This is a genomic window from Bradyrhizobium sp. LeoB3 (assembly GCF_055456055.1).
On the sequence record NZ_JBVBEF010000081.1, the window covers coordinates 1 to 18,350 of the forward strand.

The following is an 18,350-nucleotide window of genomic DNA, read 5'->3' on the forward strand; positions in this document are numbered from 1 at the left end:
TGGTCCTACCCCCGTGCTTTTTGTTGCACGGGACCCACGGGTGCAACCAGCACCCGGCTTTCCCTGCGCCCTCTGATTTCGAGCAGGGTGGAAAGTGACGCAAAACTCGGGCAGCGAATGCCGCGAGAACGCGAACTCACATCCCTTCCGCTGTTTGACATTCAAATCAGAACTTACCCCGCGTCGTCCCGGGCTTGACCCGGGACCCATAACCACAGGCCGTTGTGATGCGCTCCGCTACCACCGCTTGCTCGTGCCACAACAACTCCCTGTGGTTATGGGTCCCCGCCTTCGCGGGGACGACGGAGAGAGGCCGTAGGTTGGCCAAAGCGCAGCGTGCCCACCATCACGAGCGAAGTGTTGATGGTGGGCACGGCGCAAGCGCGCCTTTGCCCACCCTATGGCACTGCGGCGATAGAGCAGCCTTAAACCGGCAATCCGTTCTGCTGCGCCAACTCCTTCAACGACGTCTGCGGGCGCGCGCCGATATGCTGGATCACCTCTGCGGCTGCGAGCGCGCCGAGCCGACCGGCATTCTCATAACCGGCATCGCGGACGAGGCCGAACATGAAGCCGGCGGCGAAGAGATCGCCCGCGCCGGTCGTATCCTCCAGCCGCTCGATCGGGAACGCCGGCACGGCCGTGACGCCGTCCTTCGCTGCCACCACGCAGCCTTTCTCGCTGCGGGTGACGACGCCGAGTTTCGCATCGACGCGGAACTGCTTCAGCGCGCCGTCGAAATCGGCGGTCTGGTACAACGAGCGCAGCTCGGCCTCATTGGCGAACACCAGATCGACCGTGCCTTTGCGCATCAATTCGAGGAATTCGTCGCGATAGCGATCGACGCAAAAGGAATCCGACAAGGTCAGCGCGACCTGGCGGCCTGCGGCATGCGCGATCGTCGCCGCCTTGACGAAGGCTTGCTTGGCGCTCGCGGGATCCCAGAGATAGCCTTCGAGATAGACGATGCGGGACGCCGCGATCTGCGCTTCATCGATATCGGCCGGTGTCAGATCTTGCGCGGCGCCGAGATAGGTGTTCATGGTGCGCTCGCCATCCGGCGTCACCAGGATATAGGAGCAGCCGGTGGCGGGGCCATCGGTGGCGGGCCTGGTCTCGAATGCGACGCCCGCGGCGCGGATGTCATGGGCATAGAGCCGGCCGATCTGATCGTCCTTGATCTTGCCGACATAGGCCGCACGGGCGCCGAAATTGGCGACGCCGACAATGGTATTGGCCGCCGAGCCCCCGGACATCTCGGTCGCTGGGCCCATGTCCTGGTAGATCGCGCCGGCGCGGGCCTCGTCGATCAGCGCCATGCTGCCCTTGGCCATGCCGTGACGACTGAGGAACGCCTCGTCGGTCCTCACCAGGACGTCGAAAATTGCGTTGCCGATCCCGAGAACGTCATATTTTGCGTCGGCCATTATCCATCCTTCGAGCGATTGAGAAGGCTGCGCCGTACCAGATCAACATGGCGCCAGCAAGCCAGGTGGCTGTTATATAGAAGTCATATGATCCGCTCTTTCCTCACCGTCTCCTCGGGAACGCTGGCCTCACGGCTGCTCGGCTTTGCCCGAGATTCCATCATCGCGGCGCTGCTGGGCGCCGGCGCGGTTGCCGATGCGTTCCTGGTTGCCTTTCAAATGGTCAATGTGGTCAGACGGCTCCTGACCGAGGGCGCGCTGAACGCCGCGCTGATACCGGCGTGGCTCCGGTTGCGCGAGACCGAAGGCGCAGCGGCCGCCGCGGCCTTCGCCGGTCGCGTGCTCGGGACCATCAGCGCCGCGCTGATCGTGGCGTCGGTCCTGATCGGCTTGCTGATGCCGCTGGTGATCGCGGCGCTGGCGCCGGGATTTGTCGGCCGCGAAACGCTGGACCTTGCCGTCAACAATGCGCGGCTGATGCTGCCTTATCTCGCCTTCGCCGGACCCGTCACGGTCATGATGGGGCTCATGAACGCGCAAGCGCGCTTTGCGCTCACCGCATTCTCGCCGCTGCTGTTCAACATCGCGCTGATCGCGGTGATGGCCGTGCTGCTGACATGGCGGGGGGATGCGGCGCATGCCGCGATGGTCGTCGCGGCGACCGTCGGCCTTGCGGGACTTCTGCAATTGTCGATTCTCGTGCTGCGCGGCGGCCGCGCGGCGACGCCGCTCCGCATCTCCTTCGACAAGGACATGCGCGGCTTCCTCGGCAAGGCCATCCCGGGCATGATCGCAAGCAGCGCGCCGCAATGGCTGATGGTGGCGGGCGCCGTGATCGCCTCCAAATCGCCATCGGCTGTCTCCTGGCTTTATTTTGCCAACCGCCTGATCGAACTGCCGCTCGGGATCGTCGGCGTCGCCATGGGCACGGTGCTGATCCCGGAAATGACGCGCGCGCTGCACAGCGGTGACCGAAACGCCATCGCGCGCGTGGAATCGCGCGGCCTGGAATTGGCGGTCGGACTCGCTTTGCCGGCGACGCTTGGCCTCATCGTATTGAGCGACCCGGTGGTGCGGATCCTGTTCGAGCACGGCGCGTTTGCCGCGCATGATGCCACGGCCACCGCGCATGCGCTGACCTGGCTTGCGCTCGGCCTGCCCGCGCATGTGCTGGTGAAAGCGCTGTCGCCGGCCTTCTTCGCCCGCGAGGATACCCGCACGCCACTCCTGGGCGCGCTGACCGCCATTGTGGTGGCGATCGTCGCCGCGTTCCTGCTCCGCCACTCTTTCGGCACGCGCGGCATTGCTGCCGGCATCACGCTGGGAGCCTGGAGCAACGCGCTCTATTTGATCCGGAAGGGGGGCGCGACATTCGGCTTCGCGATCGATACGGAGGCCCGCGATCGGCTCCCGCGCATCTGCCTGGCGGCGCTCGCCATGGGCGCGCTGCTATGGCTTCTGCAGGAGTTCGCGCCGCTGGCCGCGGGATCGCGCGGGCCCGCGCAGGCCGTGCTGCTGTTCGTGGTGATTTTGGCCGCCATGGCGGGCTACGGCCTGTTCCTGAAGCTGTTCGGCGTGATCGGCTGGCGCGAGGCGGTCGCCGCGATCAGGCAAAACCGTCCCGCCTGACTTGCGCCGATAGCCCCAAAATGGCAAACGACCCCGCCGAAGCGGCATTTTCCGGGAATTGACACCATGGCGTTCGTGGAACGGGTTTTTTCAGGCGTCCAGCCGACGGGCAATCTGCACCTCGGCAATTACCTCGGCGCCATCGTCAACTTCGTCAAGCTGCAGGAGACGCACAATTGCATCTACTGCGTCGTCGACATGCACGCGATCACGCAGGGCGTCGATGTCTGGGGCGGCCCGGCCGAGCTGACGCGCAATACCCGCGAGGTGACGGCGGCGTTCATTGCGAGCGGCATCGACCCGAAGAAGCACATCGTCTTCAACCAGAGCCAGATCGCGGGCCATGCCGAGCTTGCCTGGATCTTCAACTGCATCGCCCGCATCGGCTGGCTGAACCGGATGACCCAGTTCAAGGAGAAGGCCGGCAAGGATCGCGAGAACGCCTCCGTCGGTCTCTACGACTATCCGGTGCTGATGGCGGCCGACATCCTGCTCTATCGCGCGACCCACGTGCCTGTGGGTGAGGACCAGAAGCAGCATCTCGAGCTGTCACGCGACATCGCGCAGAAGTTCAACAACGACTTCGGCGACTCGATCCGCGGCCACGGCCTTGCCGACGGCCTGTTCTTCCCGCTGCCCGAGCCGCTGATCACGGGACCGGCGACGCGGGTGATGAGCCTGCGCGACGGCACCAAGAAGATGTCGAAGTCGGAACCCTCTGATAATTCGCGCATCAACCTCACCGACGATGCCGACACCATCGCGCAGAAGATCCGCAAGGCGAAGACCGATCCGGAGCCGTTGCCATCAGAGGAAAAGGGGCTGGAGGCCCGGCCCGAAGCCGACAATCTCGTCGGCATCTACGCAGCGCTCGCCGGCATCAGCAAGCAGGCCGTGCTGAAGGATTTCGGCGGCGGCCAGTTCTCCAGCTTCAAGAACGCGCTGGTGGACGTTTGCGTTGCGAAACTGTCGCCAATCGCGGCCGAAATGAAGCGGCTGGTCGCCGATCCCGGCCATGTCGATCAGATCCTGGTCGACGGCGCCAACCGCGCCCGCGTGATCGCCGATGAAACCATGCGCGCCGCGAAGGACGTCGTCGGCTTCATCCGGCAGCGATAGGCGATCAACATCGATTGCTCTCGCACCCTCTCCAAAAAGCCGAGGGGGTGTGGCAGCATAAGTCTGCTTGGCAATAATGCACCGGGACATGCATGACCACCCAGCGACGAAGCTACGAATCTGGTCACAAGCCGAAATGCCTTGTCATCGTTGACGACAGCGCCGAATGGGACCGCGCCGTCTACTACGCCAGCCGCTGGGCGATCCGGGTCGGCGGCGGCGTCGTGATGCTGCGCGTCATCGAGACCGAGGACCAGAACCAGCAATGGCTCGGGGTGGCCGACATCATGCGTGCCGAGGCCGAGGAAGCGGCAAACGAGGCGCTCGACCGCGCCGCCGGGCGCGCCAACGGGATTGCCGCGATCACGCCCGAGCGGGTGATTCGCGAGGGCGACCCAACCGAGCAGGTCCTCGACGTCATCGACAAGGACGAGGACATCTCGATCCTGGTGCTGGCGGCCAATCCGGGGCCGGAAGGCCCGGGTCCGATCATCACCACCATGGCCAAGATCATGGGCGAGTTCCCGATTCCCGTCACCATCGTGCCCGGCGGACTGACCGACGAAGAGATCGATTCGCTATCGTAACCCCTTGATCAATCGTGGGAACCGACGGTTCCCGCCTTGATCCGTGCGTTCGCCGTCGCCATCTGCTAAGGGAACCCCACGCGCCGGCCTTGAACCGGCGACGCCGGAGAAAACAAATGTTCATCCAGACCGAAGCTACCCCCAATCCCGCCACCCTGAAGTTCATTCCGGGCCGCACCGTGCTCGCGAGCGGCACCATGGAATTTGCGACACCTGAAGCCGCCGTCCGCTCCCCGCTCGCCGAACGGCTGTTCGCCGTGCCCGGCGTCACCGGCGTGTTCTATGGCTCCGACTTCGTCACCGTGACCAAGGCCGACGGCGACTGGCAGCATCTGAAGCCCGCAATCCTCGGCGCGATCATGGAGCACTACATGTCCGGCGCGCCGCTGCTCGCCGACGGCAGCGTCGATGGCGACGATTCGCTCGATGAGGAAGACGAGTTCTTCAATGACGAAGATGCCGACACCGTCGCGCAGATCAAGGACTTGATCGAGACGCGGGTGCGGCCTGCGGTCGCCAATGACGGCGGCGACATCACCTTCCGCGGCTTCAAGGATGGCGTCGTCTATCTCAACATGAAGGGCGCCTGCTCCGGCTGCCCGTCCTCGACCGCGACGCTGCAGCACGGCATCCAGAATCTGCTGCGGCACTTCGTCCCCGATGTGGTCGAAGTCCGCCCGATGTAAGGAGAGCGAATAGTGAGTGGCGAATGGCGAATAGGGATCGCGCCTGACCATCCATTCGCCATTCGCCAATTGCCATTCGCTCCATGATCATTCTCGCCATCGATACGGCGCTCGACGCCTGCTCTGCCGCCGTGCTCGACACCACCGCGAGCAAGCCGCTCGCGCTGGAATCGCAACCGATGAAGCGCGGGCATGCCGAAGCGCTGATGCCACTGATCGCGCGGGTGATGAAGGAGAGCGGCATCGCCTTCGTCGCGCTTGATCGCATTGCCGTCACCACCGGTCCCGGCAGCTTCACCGGACTGCGCGTCGGCCTGTCGGCGGCGCGCGGCATCGCGTTGGCTGCCAGCAAACCCGTCGTCGGCGTCACCACGCTGACCGCTTATGCCGCGCCTGTCGTCGCCGAGAAAGGCGAGCATCCGATCATCTCCGCGATCGATGCGCGGCATGACCATGTCTATTTCCAGGTGGTGAACGGCGACGGCAGCCCGCTGGTCAAGCCGAAGGTGGCGCCGGTCGAGGAAGCGATCGAGGCCGCGCGGCTTGGCACACCGCATCTGGTCGGCAATGCCGCAAAAATCCTCGCCGACCGCTGGCCGGCGGAGACGGCGCCGCCGTTCAAGATCGATAGCCAGGCCGCGCCCGACATCACTTGGGTCGCCTGGGTCGGCGCGGCCGTCAGCCCCGAAGCGGCGCCGGCGCGGCCGTTCTATCTGCGCGCGCCGGACGCAAAGCCGCCGGCCAATCCGCTGCTCGACATCGCGCAATCGACCGCGTCATGATGGCCTGGCTTTCCGAATGGCTCAGCCGCGGCACGCCGGCGGTCGAAGCCGCGACTGTGCGCGATGCACCGCGTTTGGCGCAGCTACATGGCGCCTCGTTTCATCGCGGCTGGGGCGAAGGCGAATTCGAGGCAATGCTCGCCGAGCGCAACACGCTGGTGCATCGGCTGCGGCTCGGGCGCAAGATCATCGGCTTTGCAGTATCGCGGATGGGAGCGGACGAAGCTGAAATCCTGTCGATCGCGATCGATTCCAGCCAGCGCGGCCGCGGCCTGTCGCGCAATTTGTTGCTGACGCATCTGGGCCATCTTGCTGGCCGCGGCGTGCGCACTGTTTTCCTCGAGGTGGAGGAAAATAACCAGCCGGCGCGACGGCTCTATGAACGGGCCGGATTTGCCGTCGTCGGTCGCCGTGAACGCTATTACAAGCAGCCCGGTGGGGAACATTTGAATGCGCTTCTGATGCGCCGTGACTTGTCGTAACATGCGGGCGGTGGCAGAACAGTCCCGCCCTGCCCTTCCAGGCTGAAGAAACATGGCTCCGCTGAAAACCTCGTCTGCGATGAAGAACACCGGCATCGAGGCGCGCTGCGCCGCGACCGGCATGCGCATGACCGAGCAGCGCCGCGTCATCGCGCGCGTGCTGGCCGAATCCGTGGATCATCCTGACGTCGAGGAGCTGTACCGGCGCTGCGTCGCGGTCGACGACAAGATCTCGATCTCGACCGTCTACCGCACCGTAAAGCTGTTCGAGGACGCTGGCATCATCGAGCGCCACGACTTTCGCGAGGGCCGCGCGCGCTATGAGCAGATGCCCGACAGCCATCACGACCACCTGATCAATTTGCGCGACGGCAAGGTGATCGAATTCACGTCCGAAGAGATCGAGAAACTGCAGGCGGAGATCGCCCGCAAGCTCGGCTACAAGCTGGTCGACCACCGTCTCGAACTGTATTGCGTCCCGCTGGACGAAGATAAATCGTAGTCTGAATTGAATCCTGATCTCATCATCTTCGATTGCGATGGCGTGCTGGTCGACAGCGAAGTCATTTCGTGTCGCGCGCATGCCGAGGTCCTGACACGTCACGGCTATCCGATCACGTCGGAACAGGTGTTCGATCGTTTCCTCGGTCGCTCGACACGACAGGCCAATCTCGAAATCGAGGCCGAACTCGGCCGCAGCCCTCCAGACGATTATCATAGGCAATTGCAGGACGAGCTGTTCCGTTCCTTTGAGGCCGATCTGCAGGCGGTGCCGCACATTCACGCCGCGCTCGACCAGATCGCGCAGCCCGTTTGCGTGGCGTCCAGCGGCTCACCACAACGCATGCGCGTCAGCCTTGGTCGCACCGCCCTCTACGAACGATTTGCACCGAACATCTTTTCAGCCCTGCAGGTCAAGAACGGCAAGCCGGCGCCCGATCTCTTCCTGTTCGCGGCCGGGCAGATGAAGGTGGCGGCCGAACGCTGTCTCGTGGTCGAGGACAGCCTCCCCGGCATCACAGCCGCCCGCGCCGCCGGAATGGCGGTGCTCGGCTTCTGCGGCGGCAGCCATTGCGGGCCCGGCCATGCCGAGGCGCTGCGCGCCGCCGGCGCCACAATGACCTTTGCGGACATGCGGGAACTGCCCGGGCTGATCGAAAACGGTGCAATCGTCGCCGCAACCTGAGCCATCATTCCGGGATTGTCCGAAGGACCAGACCCGGAATCTCGAGATTCCGGGTTCGATGCTGGCGCATTGCCCCGGAATGACGGGCCCAAAAGCTGGATTTTGACGGCTTTAGGCTATATTTGAGCCCTGCGCCCCGATGCGCTCCTTTCCACCCCAAGCAGGTTCCATGACCCCGCCGCGCAAGCTGCACATCAAATCCTATGGCTGCCAGATGAATGTCTACGATGCGCAGCGCATGGTGGATACGCTGGCCGGCGAGGGTTTTGTCGAGACGGCAAACGCCGACGAAGCGGATCTGGTGATCCTCAACACCTGCCATATCCGCGAGAAGGCCTCGGAAAAGGTCTATTCCGAGCTCGGGCGGCTGCGCGTGATGAAGGACGACGCCGCGCGCCAGGGGCGCGACGTCAAAATTGCGGTCGCAGGCTGCGTTGCGCAAGCCGAAGGCGAGGAGATCATTCGCCGCGCGCCGACCGTCGACGTCGTGGTCGGTCCGCAGAGCTACCACCATCTTCCGCAACTGCTGAAGCAGGCGAAAGCGGAAGGCCGCGCGCTGGAGACCGAATTCCCGGTCGAGGACAAGTTCGGATTCTTGGCCCCGCCGCAGCCCGACGCGATCCGCTCGCGCGGCATTTCAGCTTTCGTCACCGTGCAGGAAGGCTGCGACAAGTTCTGCACCTTCTGCGTCGTGCCTTACACGCGTGGCGCAGAAGTCTCGCGTCCCGTGACGAGGATCATCGAGGATGTGGCGCGGCTTGCCGATAACGGCGTGCGCGAGATCACCCTGATCGGGCAGAACGTCAACGCCTATCACGGCGAAGGGCCGGATGGACGAAGCTGGCCGCTCGGCAAGTTGCTTGAGCGGCTCGCCGCCATCCCCGGCGTGCTGCGCCTGCGCTATTCAACCAGCCATCCGCGCGATGTCGAGGACAGTCTGATCGAGGCGCATCGTGACCTGCCGGCGCTGATGCCGTTCGTGCACCTGCCGGTACAGTCCGGTTCGGACCGAATCTTGGCAGCCATGAACCGCAAACATACCGCCGATGATTACCGCCGCGTCATCGACCGATTTCGTGCGGTACGCCAAGACATTGCTTTTTCTTCGGATTTCATTGTCGGCTTCCCCGGCGAAAGTAGGGAAGATTTTTCTGCGACCCTCGCGCTTGTCATGCAAATAGGGTACGCTGCGGCTTATTCGTTCAAATATTCGTCGCGGCCCGGCACGCCGGCGGCGGACATGCAGGAGATGGTGCCAGCGGCGGAAATGGACGAGCGATTGGAGCGCCTCCAGAACTTGATCGACAGCCAGCAATCGGCCTTCAACAAGGCTGCGATCGGCACCACGGTCGATGTGCTGTTCGAACGCGCCGGGCGCAATCCCGGCCAGATCGTCGGCCGTACTGCCTATCTGCAGCCCGCGCACGTGATGGCATCATCGGACATCGTCGGGAAAGTCCTTCCGGTCAGGATCGACAGCCTCGAGCGCTACAGCCTGCTCGGCGAGCTGGCCCCGCGTCATGCGCGGCCTCAGTCATCCGCTCTTTCGCAGACGACCATTGGAGCCTGAACCCTTGCCAAAAAGCGCATCGGATTCACCATCGCTTGCTCCCAGCCGCAAACCTGACCGCGACATGCCGATCCCTCCAGAGACCCAGGTCGTCATCGACTTCGACGACAACCGCGCCGCGTCCGCGCTGGTCGGCCCTTATGGACAGAATCTGGCGCAGGTCGAACGCCGGCTCGGCGTCGTCGTTGATTCCCGCGGCAACCAGATCACCATTGCCGGTTCCCGCGACGGCTGCGACGCCGCACGACGCGTGCTGGAGACGCTTTATGGCCAGGCAACGCAGGGGCATGATCTTTCGCAGGGCGACGTCGAAGGCGCAATCCGCGCCGTGATCGCGCAGGGCTCGCTGTTCGAGTTCGACGCCAAGACCGCAAAGCCCTCGTTCGAGACCATCAACTTACGCAAGCGCCCGGTGCGGGCGCGCACCGCCGCGCAGGATTCCTACATCCGCGCGCTGAAGCGGCACGAGCTGGTGTTCGGCGTCGGGCCTGCCGGTACCGGCAAGACCTGGCTTGCGGTCGCCTATGCCGCGCAATTGTTCGAGCGCAAGGAAGTCGATCGCATCATCCTGTCGCGGCCCGCGGTGGAGGCCGGCGAACGGCTCGGCTTTCTGCCAGGCGATCTTCGCGAGAAGGTCGACCCCTATCTGCGGCCGATCTATGACGCGCTCTATGACCTGATGGATGCGCGCGTCGTCGAGCGCGCACTGCAGGGCGGCGAGATCGAGATCGCGCCGCTTGCCTTCATGCGCGGCCGCACGCTGACCAATGCCGTCATCATCCTGGATGAAGCGCAAAACACCACCTCGATGCAGATGAAGATGTTCCTGACGCGGCTCGGCGAGAACAGCCGGATGATCGTCACCGGCGACCCCTCGCAGGTCGACTTGCCGCACGGCCAGGCCTCCGGGCTGGCAGAGGCAGTGAGCCTGCTGGAAGGCGTCGAGGGCATCGCGCAGGTGCGCTTCACCGCGGAGGACGTGATCCGTCACGAATTGGTGGCACGGATCGTCGCCGCCTATGAGGGATTGCCACAACGGCAGGTCACCGCCAAATCTTGATGTCATGAGCCGGCCTCACGGACCTGCCGCAAGCGGGTTCCGGCCGCAATCACAACGCCTAGAAACAACAACTTTTTGGAACGACAGTGTCTTCCGCCTTCCCCGCTACCGAGGTTCTGGTCACAGCCGATTGCTGGCAGACCGAGCCTGATACTGAAGCGGTGATCCATCGCGCCATCGAGGCTGCCGCCGAAATCACCGAGGCCGATGTCGGCGAGGCCGAACTGGCAGTGATGCTGACGGATGATTCCGGAATCCGGACGCTGAACAACAATTGGCGCGGCATCGACAAGCCGACCAACGTGCTGTCGTTTCCGGCGTTGCAGCCAAAGGGCGCTCAGGGGCTGGACGATGCCCCGCGCATGCTCGGCGATATTGCGATCGCCTATGAGACGACGCGCAGGGAGGCGGACGAGGAGCAGAAGCCGTTCGACCATCATTTAAGCCACCTCGCGGTGCACGGTTTCCTGCATCTGATCGGCTACGATCACGAAAACGACGACGACGCCGAGCAAATGGAAAATCTCGAGCGCGAAATCCTCGCGCAGCTCGGCATTCCCGATCCGTATGCGGACCGGGAGCGGATGGACTGAAATGGCGGACTCCGAACCTACCCACGACAATCCGCGCGATGTGCGCAACCTGCCGGCCGTGGTGCCGGAGGAGGCACAGCGTCCCGCAGCGGAGGGCTGGCTGCTGCGTGCGATCCGCACCTTGTTCGGCTGGAAGGCAGGATCGGTTCGCGATGACCTGCAGGTGGTGCTCGATGCGTCAACGCCCGATGACGTGAACTTTTCCGCCGTCGAGCGGACCATGCTGCGCAATATCCTCAATCTGCATGAGCGGCGCATCGCCGACGTGATGGTGCATCGCGCCGACATCGTCGCCGTGAAGCGCGACATCCCGCTCGGCGAATTGATGAGCCTGTTCGAAAGCGCCGCGCATTCGCGCCTCGTGGTCTACAACGAAACCCTCGATGATCCCGAGGGCATGGTGCACATCCGAGACCTGCTTGCGTTCATGACCGCAAGAGCGCGCGTCAGCGACGCCGGCAAGACGCGGCGCAAGAAGCCGCTGCCCGCCGGCCTCGACCTGCGCGCGGTCGATCTCGCGCTGCCGCTTCAGGAAGCGAACATCATCCGAAAGCTCCTTTATGTACCGCCGTCGATGCGCGCGATCGACCTCTTGGTGCAGATGCAGGCCACGCGTATTCACCTGGCGCTGGTGGTCGACGAATATGGCGGCACCGACGGATTGGTGACGATCGAGGACCTCGTTGAGGAAATCGTCGGCGAGATCGACGACGAGCACGACAGCGATGAGCCGCCGTCGATCGTTCGGCAGCCGGATAACTCGTTCATCGCCGACGCGCGGGCGAGCCTCGATGATGTCCGCTCGGTGATCGGCGAAGACTTCGTCACGGGCGAAGCCGGCGAGGAAGTCGAGACGCTCGGCGGCTATCTGGTGTCGTTTGTCGGCCGCGTGCCGGTGCGCGGCGAGTTGATTTCCGGGCCCGGCAATTTCGAGGTCGAAGTGCTCGATGCCGATCCGCGACGGGTCAAGCGCGTGCGGATCGCGACGCGCAAGGAACGCAACGTCCCGCGCAAGGAGCGCGAGAGCCGTCGCCGCAGCGAGGCCGCGCCCGATGCCAGCCCTCAGGCCGATGCCAGCCCGCAGGCCAACGACACCGCGCCTCCGCCCTCCGGCGACGGAGCCGCCCCGCAGTGAGGGTTTCCGATCAACTCCGCGCGGCCGGGCTTTCGATCATCCTGACCTGGGGATGGAAGCGCGCCGTCATCGCACTCGTCGCCGGCGCCCTATCCTCGCTCGCGATGGCGCCGTTCAACGCCTGGCCGATCCTGTTCCTGACCTTCCCGGTCGCGGTCTGGCTGATTGACGGCGCAGGCGCCGGAAAGTGGCGCGGCATCCCGGCGGCGGCAATCTCCGGCTATTGGTTCGGGCTCGGCTACTTCGTGCCGGGGCTTTACTGGATCGGCTATGCCTTCCTGGTCGATGCGCAGACCTTCGCCTGGCTGTTGCCGTTTGCGATACTCGGCCTGCCGGCCTATCTGGCACTGTTTCCCGCGCTCGGCTTTGCGCTGGCGCGCCTGCTCTGGACTCCCGACGGCTTCCGCGTGCTGGCGCTGGCAGTGAGCCTGACCATCGCCGAATGGCTGCGCGGTCATGTGCTATCAGGATTTCCCTGGAACGCCTTCGGTTATGCGCTGTCAGAACCACTGGCGCTGGCGCAGACCGCGTCGCTGATCGGGCTCTGGGGCATGACGTTCCTCAGCCTCGCAATCTTCGCAAGCCCGGCCGTCTTGATCGATGGCAAATCATCCAACCGAAAGCTGTGGCGGGTGCCGGTCATAGCGCTGGTCGTTCTCGCGGCCATGCTGGTTTTCGGCGCGGTGCGGATGTCCCGGCTGCCGACCACCATGGTCGCCGACGTCAAGCTGCGCATCATGCAGCCCAACCTGCAGCAGGACGTCAAATTCAACTACGCCGCCAAAGCGGAGGTGATGAAGAAATATCTGACGCTGTCCGATCGCGCTTCCGGCCCGCAATCCACTGGTGTGCGCGATGCCAGCATCCTGATCTGGCCAGAATCGGCGTTTCCGTTTTTCCTGACGCGCGAGGCCGACGCGATGGCACAGATCGCCGAGCTCCTGCCCCAAGGCACCGTGCTGATCACCGGCTCGGTGCGCGCCCCGGATCTGCCGCCAGGCGTCCGCATCACGCGCGCCTATAATTCGATCTATGTGATCGACCACGACGGCAGCGTGCTGTCGGTTTACGACAAGCTGCACCTGGTGCCCTTCGGCGAATATCTGCCATTTCAGGACCTAATGGAAAAGCTCGGCTTCGTGCAGCTCACCAAGGTCCATGGCGGATTCATCGCCGGCCAGCGGCGTCGCGCGCTTGACATCCCGAATGCGCCGCGCGCACTGCCGCTGATCTGCTACGAGGCGATTTTCCCTGATGACATTGACATCCACGACGACCGGCCGGGCTGGATCATCAACGTCACCAATGACGGCTGGTTTGGAATCTCGACCGGCCCCTACCAGCATCTACAGCAGGCGCGGCTGCGCGCGATCGAGGAGGGCCTGCCCATTGTTCGCGCAGCGAACACCGGCATCTCCGCGGTCATTGATCCGGCGGGACGGATTGTCGCAGAACTTGGCCTTGGCATCGAAGGCGTGCTCGATGCCAGATTACCGGCTGCCATCCCGCCGACGCTATATGCACGTTTCAATGACATTCCCGCGGCGATCATTCTGTTCGTCGCATTGTTGCTTGTGGTCGCACGGCGTGTTGCCCGGCGCAATTCTTGACGCCTGCGGGCTCTCGATGGTTGCTTGCGCAATGAAAAATTCCGCTGGTGTGATTCCACCAGTTGACAGAACCACCGCGTCATTCGCATTCTACCGTTGCAAGCCGAATTGAAAATCCTGCCAGCACAGTAGCTCAAATTGTCCGCATTCGTCCTCGATCCTCCCGCAGGATTTTGACGATACCGGCGCCTGGGGCATACTCCATACCCGTTTTGCCTCATTCGCCGGGCGCGTAGTCCTTCCAGGAGAGTCCGAAGATGTCTACCAAAGCGCCCAATCCTGTTGACAAATATGTCGGCAGCCGTGTCCGCATGCGGCGGATCATGTTGGGCATGAGTCAGGAAAAGCTGGGAGAAAAGCTCGGCCTCACCTTCCAGCAGATTCAGAAATACGAGAAGGGCACCAACCGCGTCGGCGCCAGCCGGCTGCAGCAGATATCCGAGATCCTGCAGGTGCCGGTCTCGTTCCTGTTCGACGGCGGACCGAGCGGCTCGACAACCCCGGAAGGCTTCAGCGAAGGCGCCTCGCCCAGCTACGTTTCCGACTTTCTCGCAACCTCGGAAGGGCTGGCGCTGACGCGCGCCTTCACGCGCATCGCCGACGCCAAACTCCGCCGCAGCATCGTCGAGCTGGTCGAGCAGATCGCCGCTCGCGAAGGCCCCGACAAGCGTTGATCGGCGTCGTCATTCCTGCGACATGGCGATTGACGCGCCCGCCGGTGCGGGCGCATGACGTCGGTTCAATCGTTCTTGGATCATGATCCGATTAGACCGAATCGGATCATGATCTCACCTCTTTGTTTGAGCATGATCTTCCCACGCAAACGCTTCGCGTTAGTCGCGAGGGAAAATCGGTTTCCACTTTTTCCGGATCACGCTCCAGATGCCGGCGCGCCAATGACAACGACATCATTTAATCCTGCATTTAATCCTGCGGAGATTCTCGACGGCATCCGCCGCTGGGTGGAGATCGAAACGCCGACAGAGGCGCCCGAACAGGTCAACAAGCTCGCCGATCTCGTCGCCGAAGGCTATCGCAGCCTGCCGGCCACCCTCGAGCGAATCGCCGGCCAGAACGGATGCGGCGATCATCTCGTCGCACGCTCGGCCTGGGGCCAGGACGCGCCGGGAATCCTGGTGCTGAGCCATCTCGATACGGTGCACCCTCTCGGATTCATCCAGCGCCTGCCTTTTTGCATCGACGGCGACAGCGCCTTCGGTCCCGGCATCTATGACATGAAGGGCGGTGCCTATCTCGCCTACCACGCATTCAGGGAAGTTTGCGCCAATGGCGCGCGGGCGCCGCTCGGCGTGACCCAGCTCTACGTTTCCGATGAGGAGATCGGCAGCCCGACCTCGCGGGCGCTGATCGAAGCCGAGGGCCGCAAAGCCAAATATGTGCTGGTGACCGAGCCGGCACGCGACGGCGGCAAGATCGTCACCGGACGCAAGGGCGTCGCGCGCTTCGAGATCTTCGTCAAGGGAGTGCCCGCGCATGCCGGCACGCGCCCCGAGGACGGCCGCAGCGCGATCCACGAGCTCGGCAACATCATCCAGACGCTGGAGGCGATGAACGATCTGGCGCGCGGCGTCACCGTCAATGTCGGCGTGGTCAAAGGCGGCACCAAGCCGAACGTGATCGCGGAAGAGGCCTATGCCGAGGTCGACATGCGCGTGCCGACGATTGCCGACGCCGAAGATCTGGTACCAAAAATACTCAATCTGAAATCGCGGACCGACGGCGTCAGCGTGCATGTGGTCGGCGAATTGAACCGGCCGCCTTATGAAAAGACCAACGCCGGCGCGGCGCTCTACGAACACGCCAAGGGGCTCGCAACCGAGATCGGTTTCGACCTCGTGGACACCTCGACCGGCGGCGGCTCCGACGGCAATTTCACCGCGCTGCATACGGCGACGCTCGATGGCCTCGGCGTCGACGGCAGGGGCGCGCATACCCATTACGAGCAGATGTATATCTCATCGATCGAGCCGCGCGCGCGGTTGCTGCATCGGCTGTATCAGACACTGCGATGATGACGCCTTCCCGGGATCAGGAGCGCGACGCGCATGCGCAAGGCTCGTTCTTCGGACGGCGCAAGGGCCACAGACTGCGCGCCCATCAGGCCGAGCTGATCGAGCATCTGCTGCCGCATCTGGCGCTCGACATCGCAAGCCCGGCGCCGGCCAGCCTGACCGAACTATTCGATGACAACATCGAGGATGTCAGGCTCGAGATCGGATTTGGCGGCGGCGAACATCTCGCCGCCGAGGCCCGCGCGTTTCCGAATATCGGCTTCATCGGCTGCGAGCCCTATGTCAATGGAATGGCCAAGATCCTGACCCAGATCGAGGCGCACAATATCGGCAACATCCGCCTGTTCGCAGGCGACGCCGCCGAGCTGCTCGCCTGGGCGCCGTCAGGGTCGATGCGGCGCATCGACCTAATCCATCCTGATCCCTGGCCGAAGCGACGGCACTGGAAACGCCGCTTTGTCCAGGATGCCACCGTTGCAGCAATGGCGCGCATCCTCAAAGCAGGCGGCGAATTCCGCTTCGTCAGCGACATCGACGATTACTGCGCCTGGACGCTATGGCACCTGATGCGCTCGCCCGATTTCACTTGGCTGGCTGAACGCGCCTCGGACTGGCAGGCTCCCTTCCCCGAGTACACGATGACGCGCTATGGCGCCAAAGCCGAGCGCGAGGGACGCAAGGCGACGTATCTGCGGTTTCGCAGAATGGGCTGAAGCCGTTATTTCCGGGCACAACGAACTCGCGCTTTCCGACAATTGAATCAGAGGCTGAGCGCATCTTGACGCGTGCTCCAATCTATCCCCTCAGCCTGAGGAGGTCGCGCAGCGACCGTCTCGAAGGCCGAGGCCACCGGCGGGCCTCATCCGTCGAGACGCGCGTTCCGCGCTTCTCATGATGAGGGTCAACTGTTCGTCGGCTACAACGAAACGCCGACTTACCGCGTTTTCCAGAAGTCCACGACGCGCTGGGCGGTGGAGGGCATCAGGCGGGTGAAGTTCAGCCGCGCGCTCTCGATATCGGCTGGCGACGGCACGCGGTTGGGGCCGAGCCGGAGCAGGATCAGCGCGCGCACGGTGGCCCATTCGAGACCGATGGTCTTGCCCGCGATCAGAATCGGATCGTAGCGGTCGCCGGTGATCAGGCGATCGAGCGTTGCGATCTTGACACCGGTCATCGCGGCCAGCGCGCACACCGCTTCCTCGTATTTGAACGACTTGGCGAAATCGAGCAGCGCGATTTCGTTCAATTGATTGGCGTGATGCAACGCGAGGATCGTGCGCTGGGCCGGCGTGAAATCGCGTGCGCTGTCGACCTTCTCGCTCATGCCGTTGAGCTCGCTGATCGCCTGCTTGATCGCGGCCTGCCGCTCCGGCTTGACCACGTCGAACAGGCGGCGGCGGACGATCTCGACGGAGCCTGCCACCAGCGTCTTCAACTGCTCGGGCGACAGATCCGCGCGCTGACCGACGGCAAGCGTCAGCACGCTGTCCTGGCTGGCGCGCCGGATCAGCGTCGAATAGCCGCTCGTCGAGAATTCGGCGCCGGCATTGCCGGCCGCGCGCCTGACAACGTCGCGATCGCCGCGGCGGACGATGACGTCGGTCAGATCGGCCGAGAGCGTCGGCCGTTCCGCCATCGCCAGCAGATGCTCCTGCCCCTTCGCGCGCGCGATTTCGACCAGGACCTGCTCGTCGATGACAGGCGACCAGCGCAAGAGCGGCCCTGCGATCGCGATCTCGTCCTCGCGCGCAAGCTGCCCGATCAGGCTGCGCGGCGCATTCGACAGCAGCGACAGGCGTTCGGCGAGCTGCGCCCGCGCGTCGCGCTCGGCATGGGGGACGAGGCTGGTCAGGACGCCGTCGAACAGATCGACATGGTCGGTACTGAAACTGGCCGCCCCCTGCAGGAACAGTTCGCCGATCCGGCGCGCGGCGTCGGCACGGCGCCCGGGGTCACCGGTGCGGACGATCTCGTCGAGTTCAGGGATCAGCGCAGTCGCTGTCGTCGTCATAAGCCTACCCAAACCGGCCCGCCGTGCCGGTTTTTGCGGCGCAATCTAGGTGGCGTTCGTGAACGAAGCGTTAGACATTCGCACCCAACTTTCCGGTAGCGCAAATTTGCTCAGCAGCGGTCTCTGGCCCTTGCCGGACGGGCGGAAAAGCGCTATATCGGCAGCGACTTAAAGTTCTCATACGATCCGTATTGAGGGTGGGCCCTTCCGGACCCGCTCTTTTTTATTACCCGAACGAACCCGGCTGAGCCTGGTCCGCTTTGGGTAGCGCAACCAGAGCATGAACCCGAACGGCGGAAGCCTGTTGTCCGCAAGGATCATGCTCAAACACGAGAGATAAGATCATGGCCCGATCAGCGTGATCGTATCATGATCGGACACCGGTCTAGGGCCGGCTAACCAACAAAACCGACAGCTCAAGACGCATCTTTGACCCTCGA

Annotated in this window: 18 protein-coding genes; 16 read left to right on the plus strand and 2 right to left on the minus strand. The window is 63.9% G+C overall.

What is annotated here, in order from left to right; genetic code table 11:
- Positions 1 to 425 precede the first annotated feature (425 nt).
- Positions 426 to 1,427: an adenosine kinase gene (locus ACZXDY_RS34440; RefSeq protein WP_464348593.1), complete on the minus strand. Its 1,002-nt coding sequence runs from the start codon at positions 1,425 to 1,427 to the stop codon at positions 426 to 428.
- An 87-nt stretch (positions 1,428 to 1,514) separates the two neighbouring features.
- Between ACZXDY_RS34440 and murJ the strand changes: the two genes are divergently transcribed.
- From murJ to trmB, 16 genes are all read left to right on the plus strand, one after another.
- Complete coding sequence (gene murJ, locus ACZXDY_RS34445; protein WP_464348594.1) at positions 1,515 to 3,056, plus strand: murein biosynthesis integral membrane protein MurJ; 1,542 nt, start codon at positions 1,515 to 1,517, stop codon at positions 3,054 to 3,056.
- A gap of 66 nt (positions 3,057 to 3,122) precedes the next feature.
- Positions 3,123 to 4,175, plus strand: coding sequence for a tryptophan--tRNA ligase (gene trpS / locus ACZXDY_RS34450; protein WP_464348595.1), 1,053 nt, complete (start codon positions 3,123 to 3,125; stop codon positions 4,173 to 4,175).
- Positions 4,176 to 4,267: 92 nt separating this feature from the next.
- The gene (locus tag ACZXDY_RS34455) at positions 4,268 to 4,762 is read left to right on the plus strand and encodes a universal stress protein (RefSeq protein WP_028168417.1); all 495 of its coding nucleotides are present in this window, start codon (positions 4,268 to 4,270) and stop codon (positions 4,760 to 4,762) included.
- A 116-nt stretch (positions 4,763 to 4,878) separates the two neighbouring features.
- Positions 4,879 to 5,448 (plus strand): NifU family protein, encoded by a 570-nt coding sequence (locus ACZXDY_RS34460; RefSeq protein ID WP_028168418.1) that lies wholly within the window; start codon positions 4,879 to 4,881, stop codon positions 5,446 to 5,448.
- An 83-nt stretch (positions 5,449 to 5,531) separates the two neighbouring features.
- Entirely contained in the window at positions 5,532 to 6,230 is a 699-nt protein-coding gene (gene tsaB / locus ACZXDY_RS34465; protein ID WP_464348596.1) for a tRNA (adenosine(37)-N6)-threonylcarbamoyltransferase complex dimerization subunit type 1 TsaB, read from the plus strand.
- On the plus strand, positions 6,227 to 6,712 hold the full coding sequence (rimI, locus tag ACZXDY_RS34470; RefSeq protein ID WP_028168420.1) for a ribosomal protein S18-alanine N-acetyltransferase: 486 nt from the start codon (positions 6,227 to 6,229) through the stop codon (positions 6,710 to 6,712). The genes tsaB and rimI overlap by 4 nt, the downstream gene beginning before the upstream one ends.
- 52 nt (positions 6,713 to 6,764) lie before the next feature.
- The gene (locus ACZXDY_RS34475; protein ID WP_028168421.1) at positions 6,765 to 7,214 is read left to right on the plus strand and encodes a Fur family transcriptional regulator; all 450 of its coding nucleotides are present in this window, start codon (positions 6,765 to 6,767) and stop codon (positions 7,212 to 7,214) included.
- Positions 7,215 to 7,220: 6 nt separating this feature from the next.
- Positions 7,221 to 7,898 (plus strand): HAD family hydrolase, encoded by a 678-nt coding sequence (locus ACZXDY_RS34480; protein ID WP_464348597.1) that lies wholly within the window; start codon positions 7,221 to 7,223, stop codon positions 7,896 to 7,898.
- Between the two features lie 169 nt (positions 7,899 to 8,067).
- Positions 8,068 to 9,468, plus strand: a complete 1,401-nt coding sequence (gene miaB, locus ACZXDY_RS34485) for a tRNA (N6-isopentenyl adenosine(37)-C2)-methylthiotransferase MiaB (RefSeq protein ID WP_464348598.1) — start codon at positions 8,068 to 8,070, stop codon at positions 9,466 to 9,468.
- 4 nt (positions 9,469 to 9,472) lie between these two features.
- Complete coding sequence (locus ACZXDY_RS34490) at positions 9,473 to 10,528, plus strand: PhoH family protein (protein WP_464348599.1); 1,056 nt, start codon at positions 9,473 to 9,475, stop codon at positions 10,526 to 10,528.
- A gap of 86 nt (positions 10,529 to 10,614) precedes the next feature.
- Positions 10,615 to 11,121 (plus strand): rRNA maturation RNase YbeY, encoded by a 507-nt coding sequence (gene ybeY, locus ACZXDY_RS34495; RefSeq protein ID WP_130227491.1) that lies wholly within the window; start codon positions 10,615 to 10,617, stop codon positions 11,119 to 11,121.
- A gap of 1 nt (position 11,122) precedes the next feature.
- Positions 11,123 to 12,256: a hemolysin family protein gene (locus ACZXDY_RS34500; protein ID WP_464348600.1), complete on the plus strand. Its 1,134-nt coding sequence runs from the start codon at positions 11,123 to 11,125 to the stop codon at positions 12,254 to 12,256.
- Positions 12,253 to 13,866: an apolipoprotein N-acyltransferase gene (gene lnt, locus ACZXDY_RS34505; RefSeq protein WP_464348601.1), complete on the plus strand. Its 1,614-nt coding sequence runs from the start codon at positions 12,253 to 12,255 to the stop codon at positions 13,864 to 13,866. The genes ACZXDY_RS34500 and lnt overlap by 4 nt, the downstream gene beginning before the upstream one ends.
- A 257-nt stretch (positions 13,867 to 14,123) precedes the next feature.
- The gene (locus ACZXDY_RS34510) at positions 14,124 to 14,540 is read left to right on the plus strand and encodes a helix-turn-helix domain-containing protein (protein WP_028168428.1); all 417 of its coding nucleotides are present in this window, start codon (positions 14,124 to 14,126) and stop codon (positions 14,538 to 14,540) included.
- Between the two features lie 222 nt (positions 14,541 to 14,762).
- Entirely contained in the window at positions 14,763 to 15,899 is a 1,137-nt protein-coding gene (locus ACZXDY_RS34515; protein ID WP_464348602.1) for a M20 family metallopeptidase, read from the plus strand.
- Positions 15,896 to 16,612, plus strand: a complete 717-nt coding sequence (gene trmB / locus ACZXDY_RS34520; RefSeq protein WP_464348603.1) for a tRNA (guanosine(46)-N7)-methyltransferase TrmB — start codon at positions 15,896 to 15,898, stop codon at positions 16,610 to 16,612. The genes ACZXDY_RS34515 and trmB overlap by 4 nt, the downstream gene beginning before the upstream one ends.
- A gap of 221 nt (positions 16,613 to 16,833) precedes the next feature.
- Here trmB and ACZXDY_RS34525 read toward each other — a convergent pair whose 3' ends face one another.
- Positions 16,834 to 17,910, minus strand: coding sequence for a DUF2336 domain-containing protein (locus ACZXDY_RS34525; protein WP_464348604.1), 1,077 nt, complete (start codon positions 17,908 to 17,910; stop codon positions 16,834 to 16,836).
- Between the last annotated feature and the right edge of the window lie 440 nt (positions 17,911 to 18,350).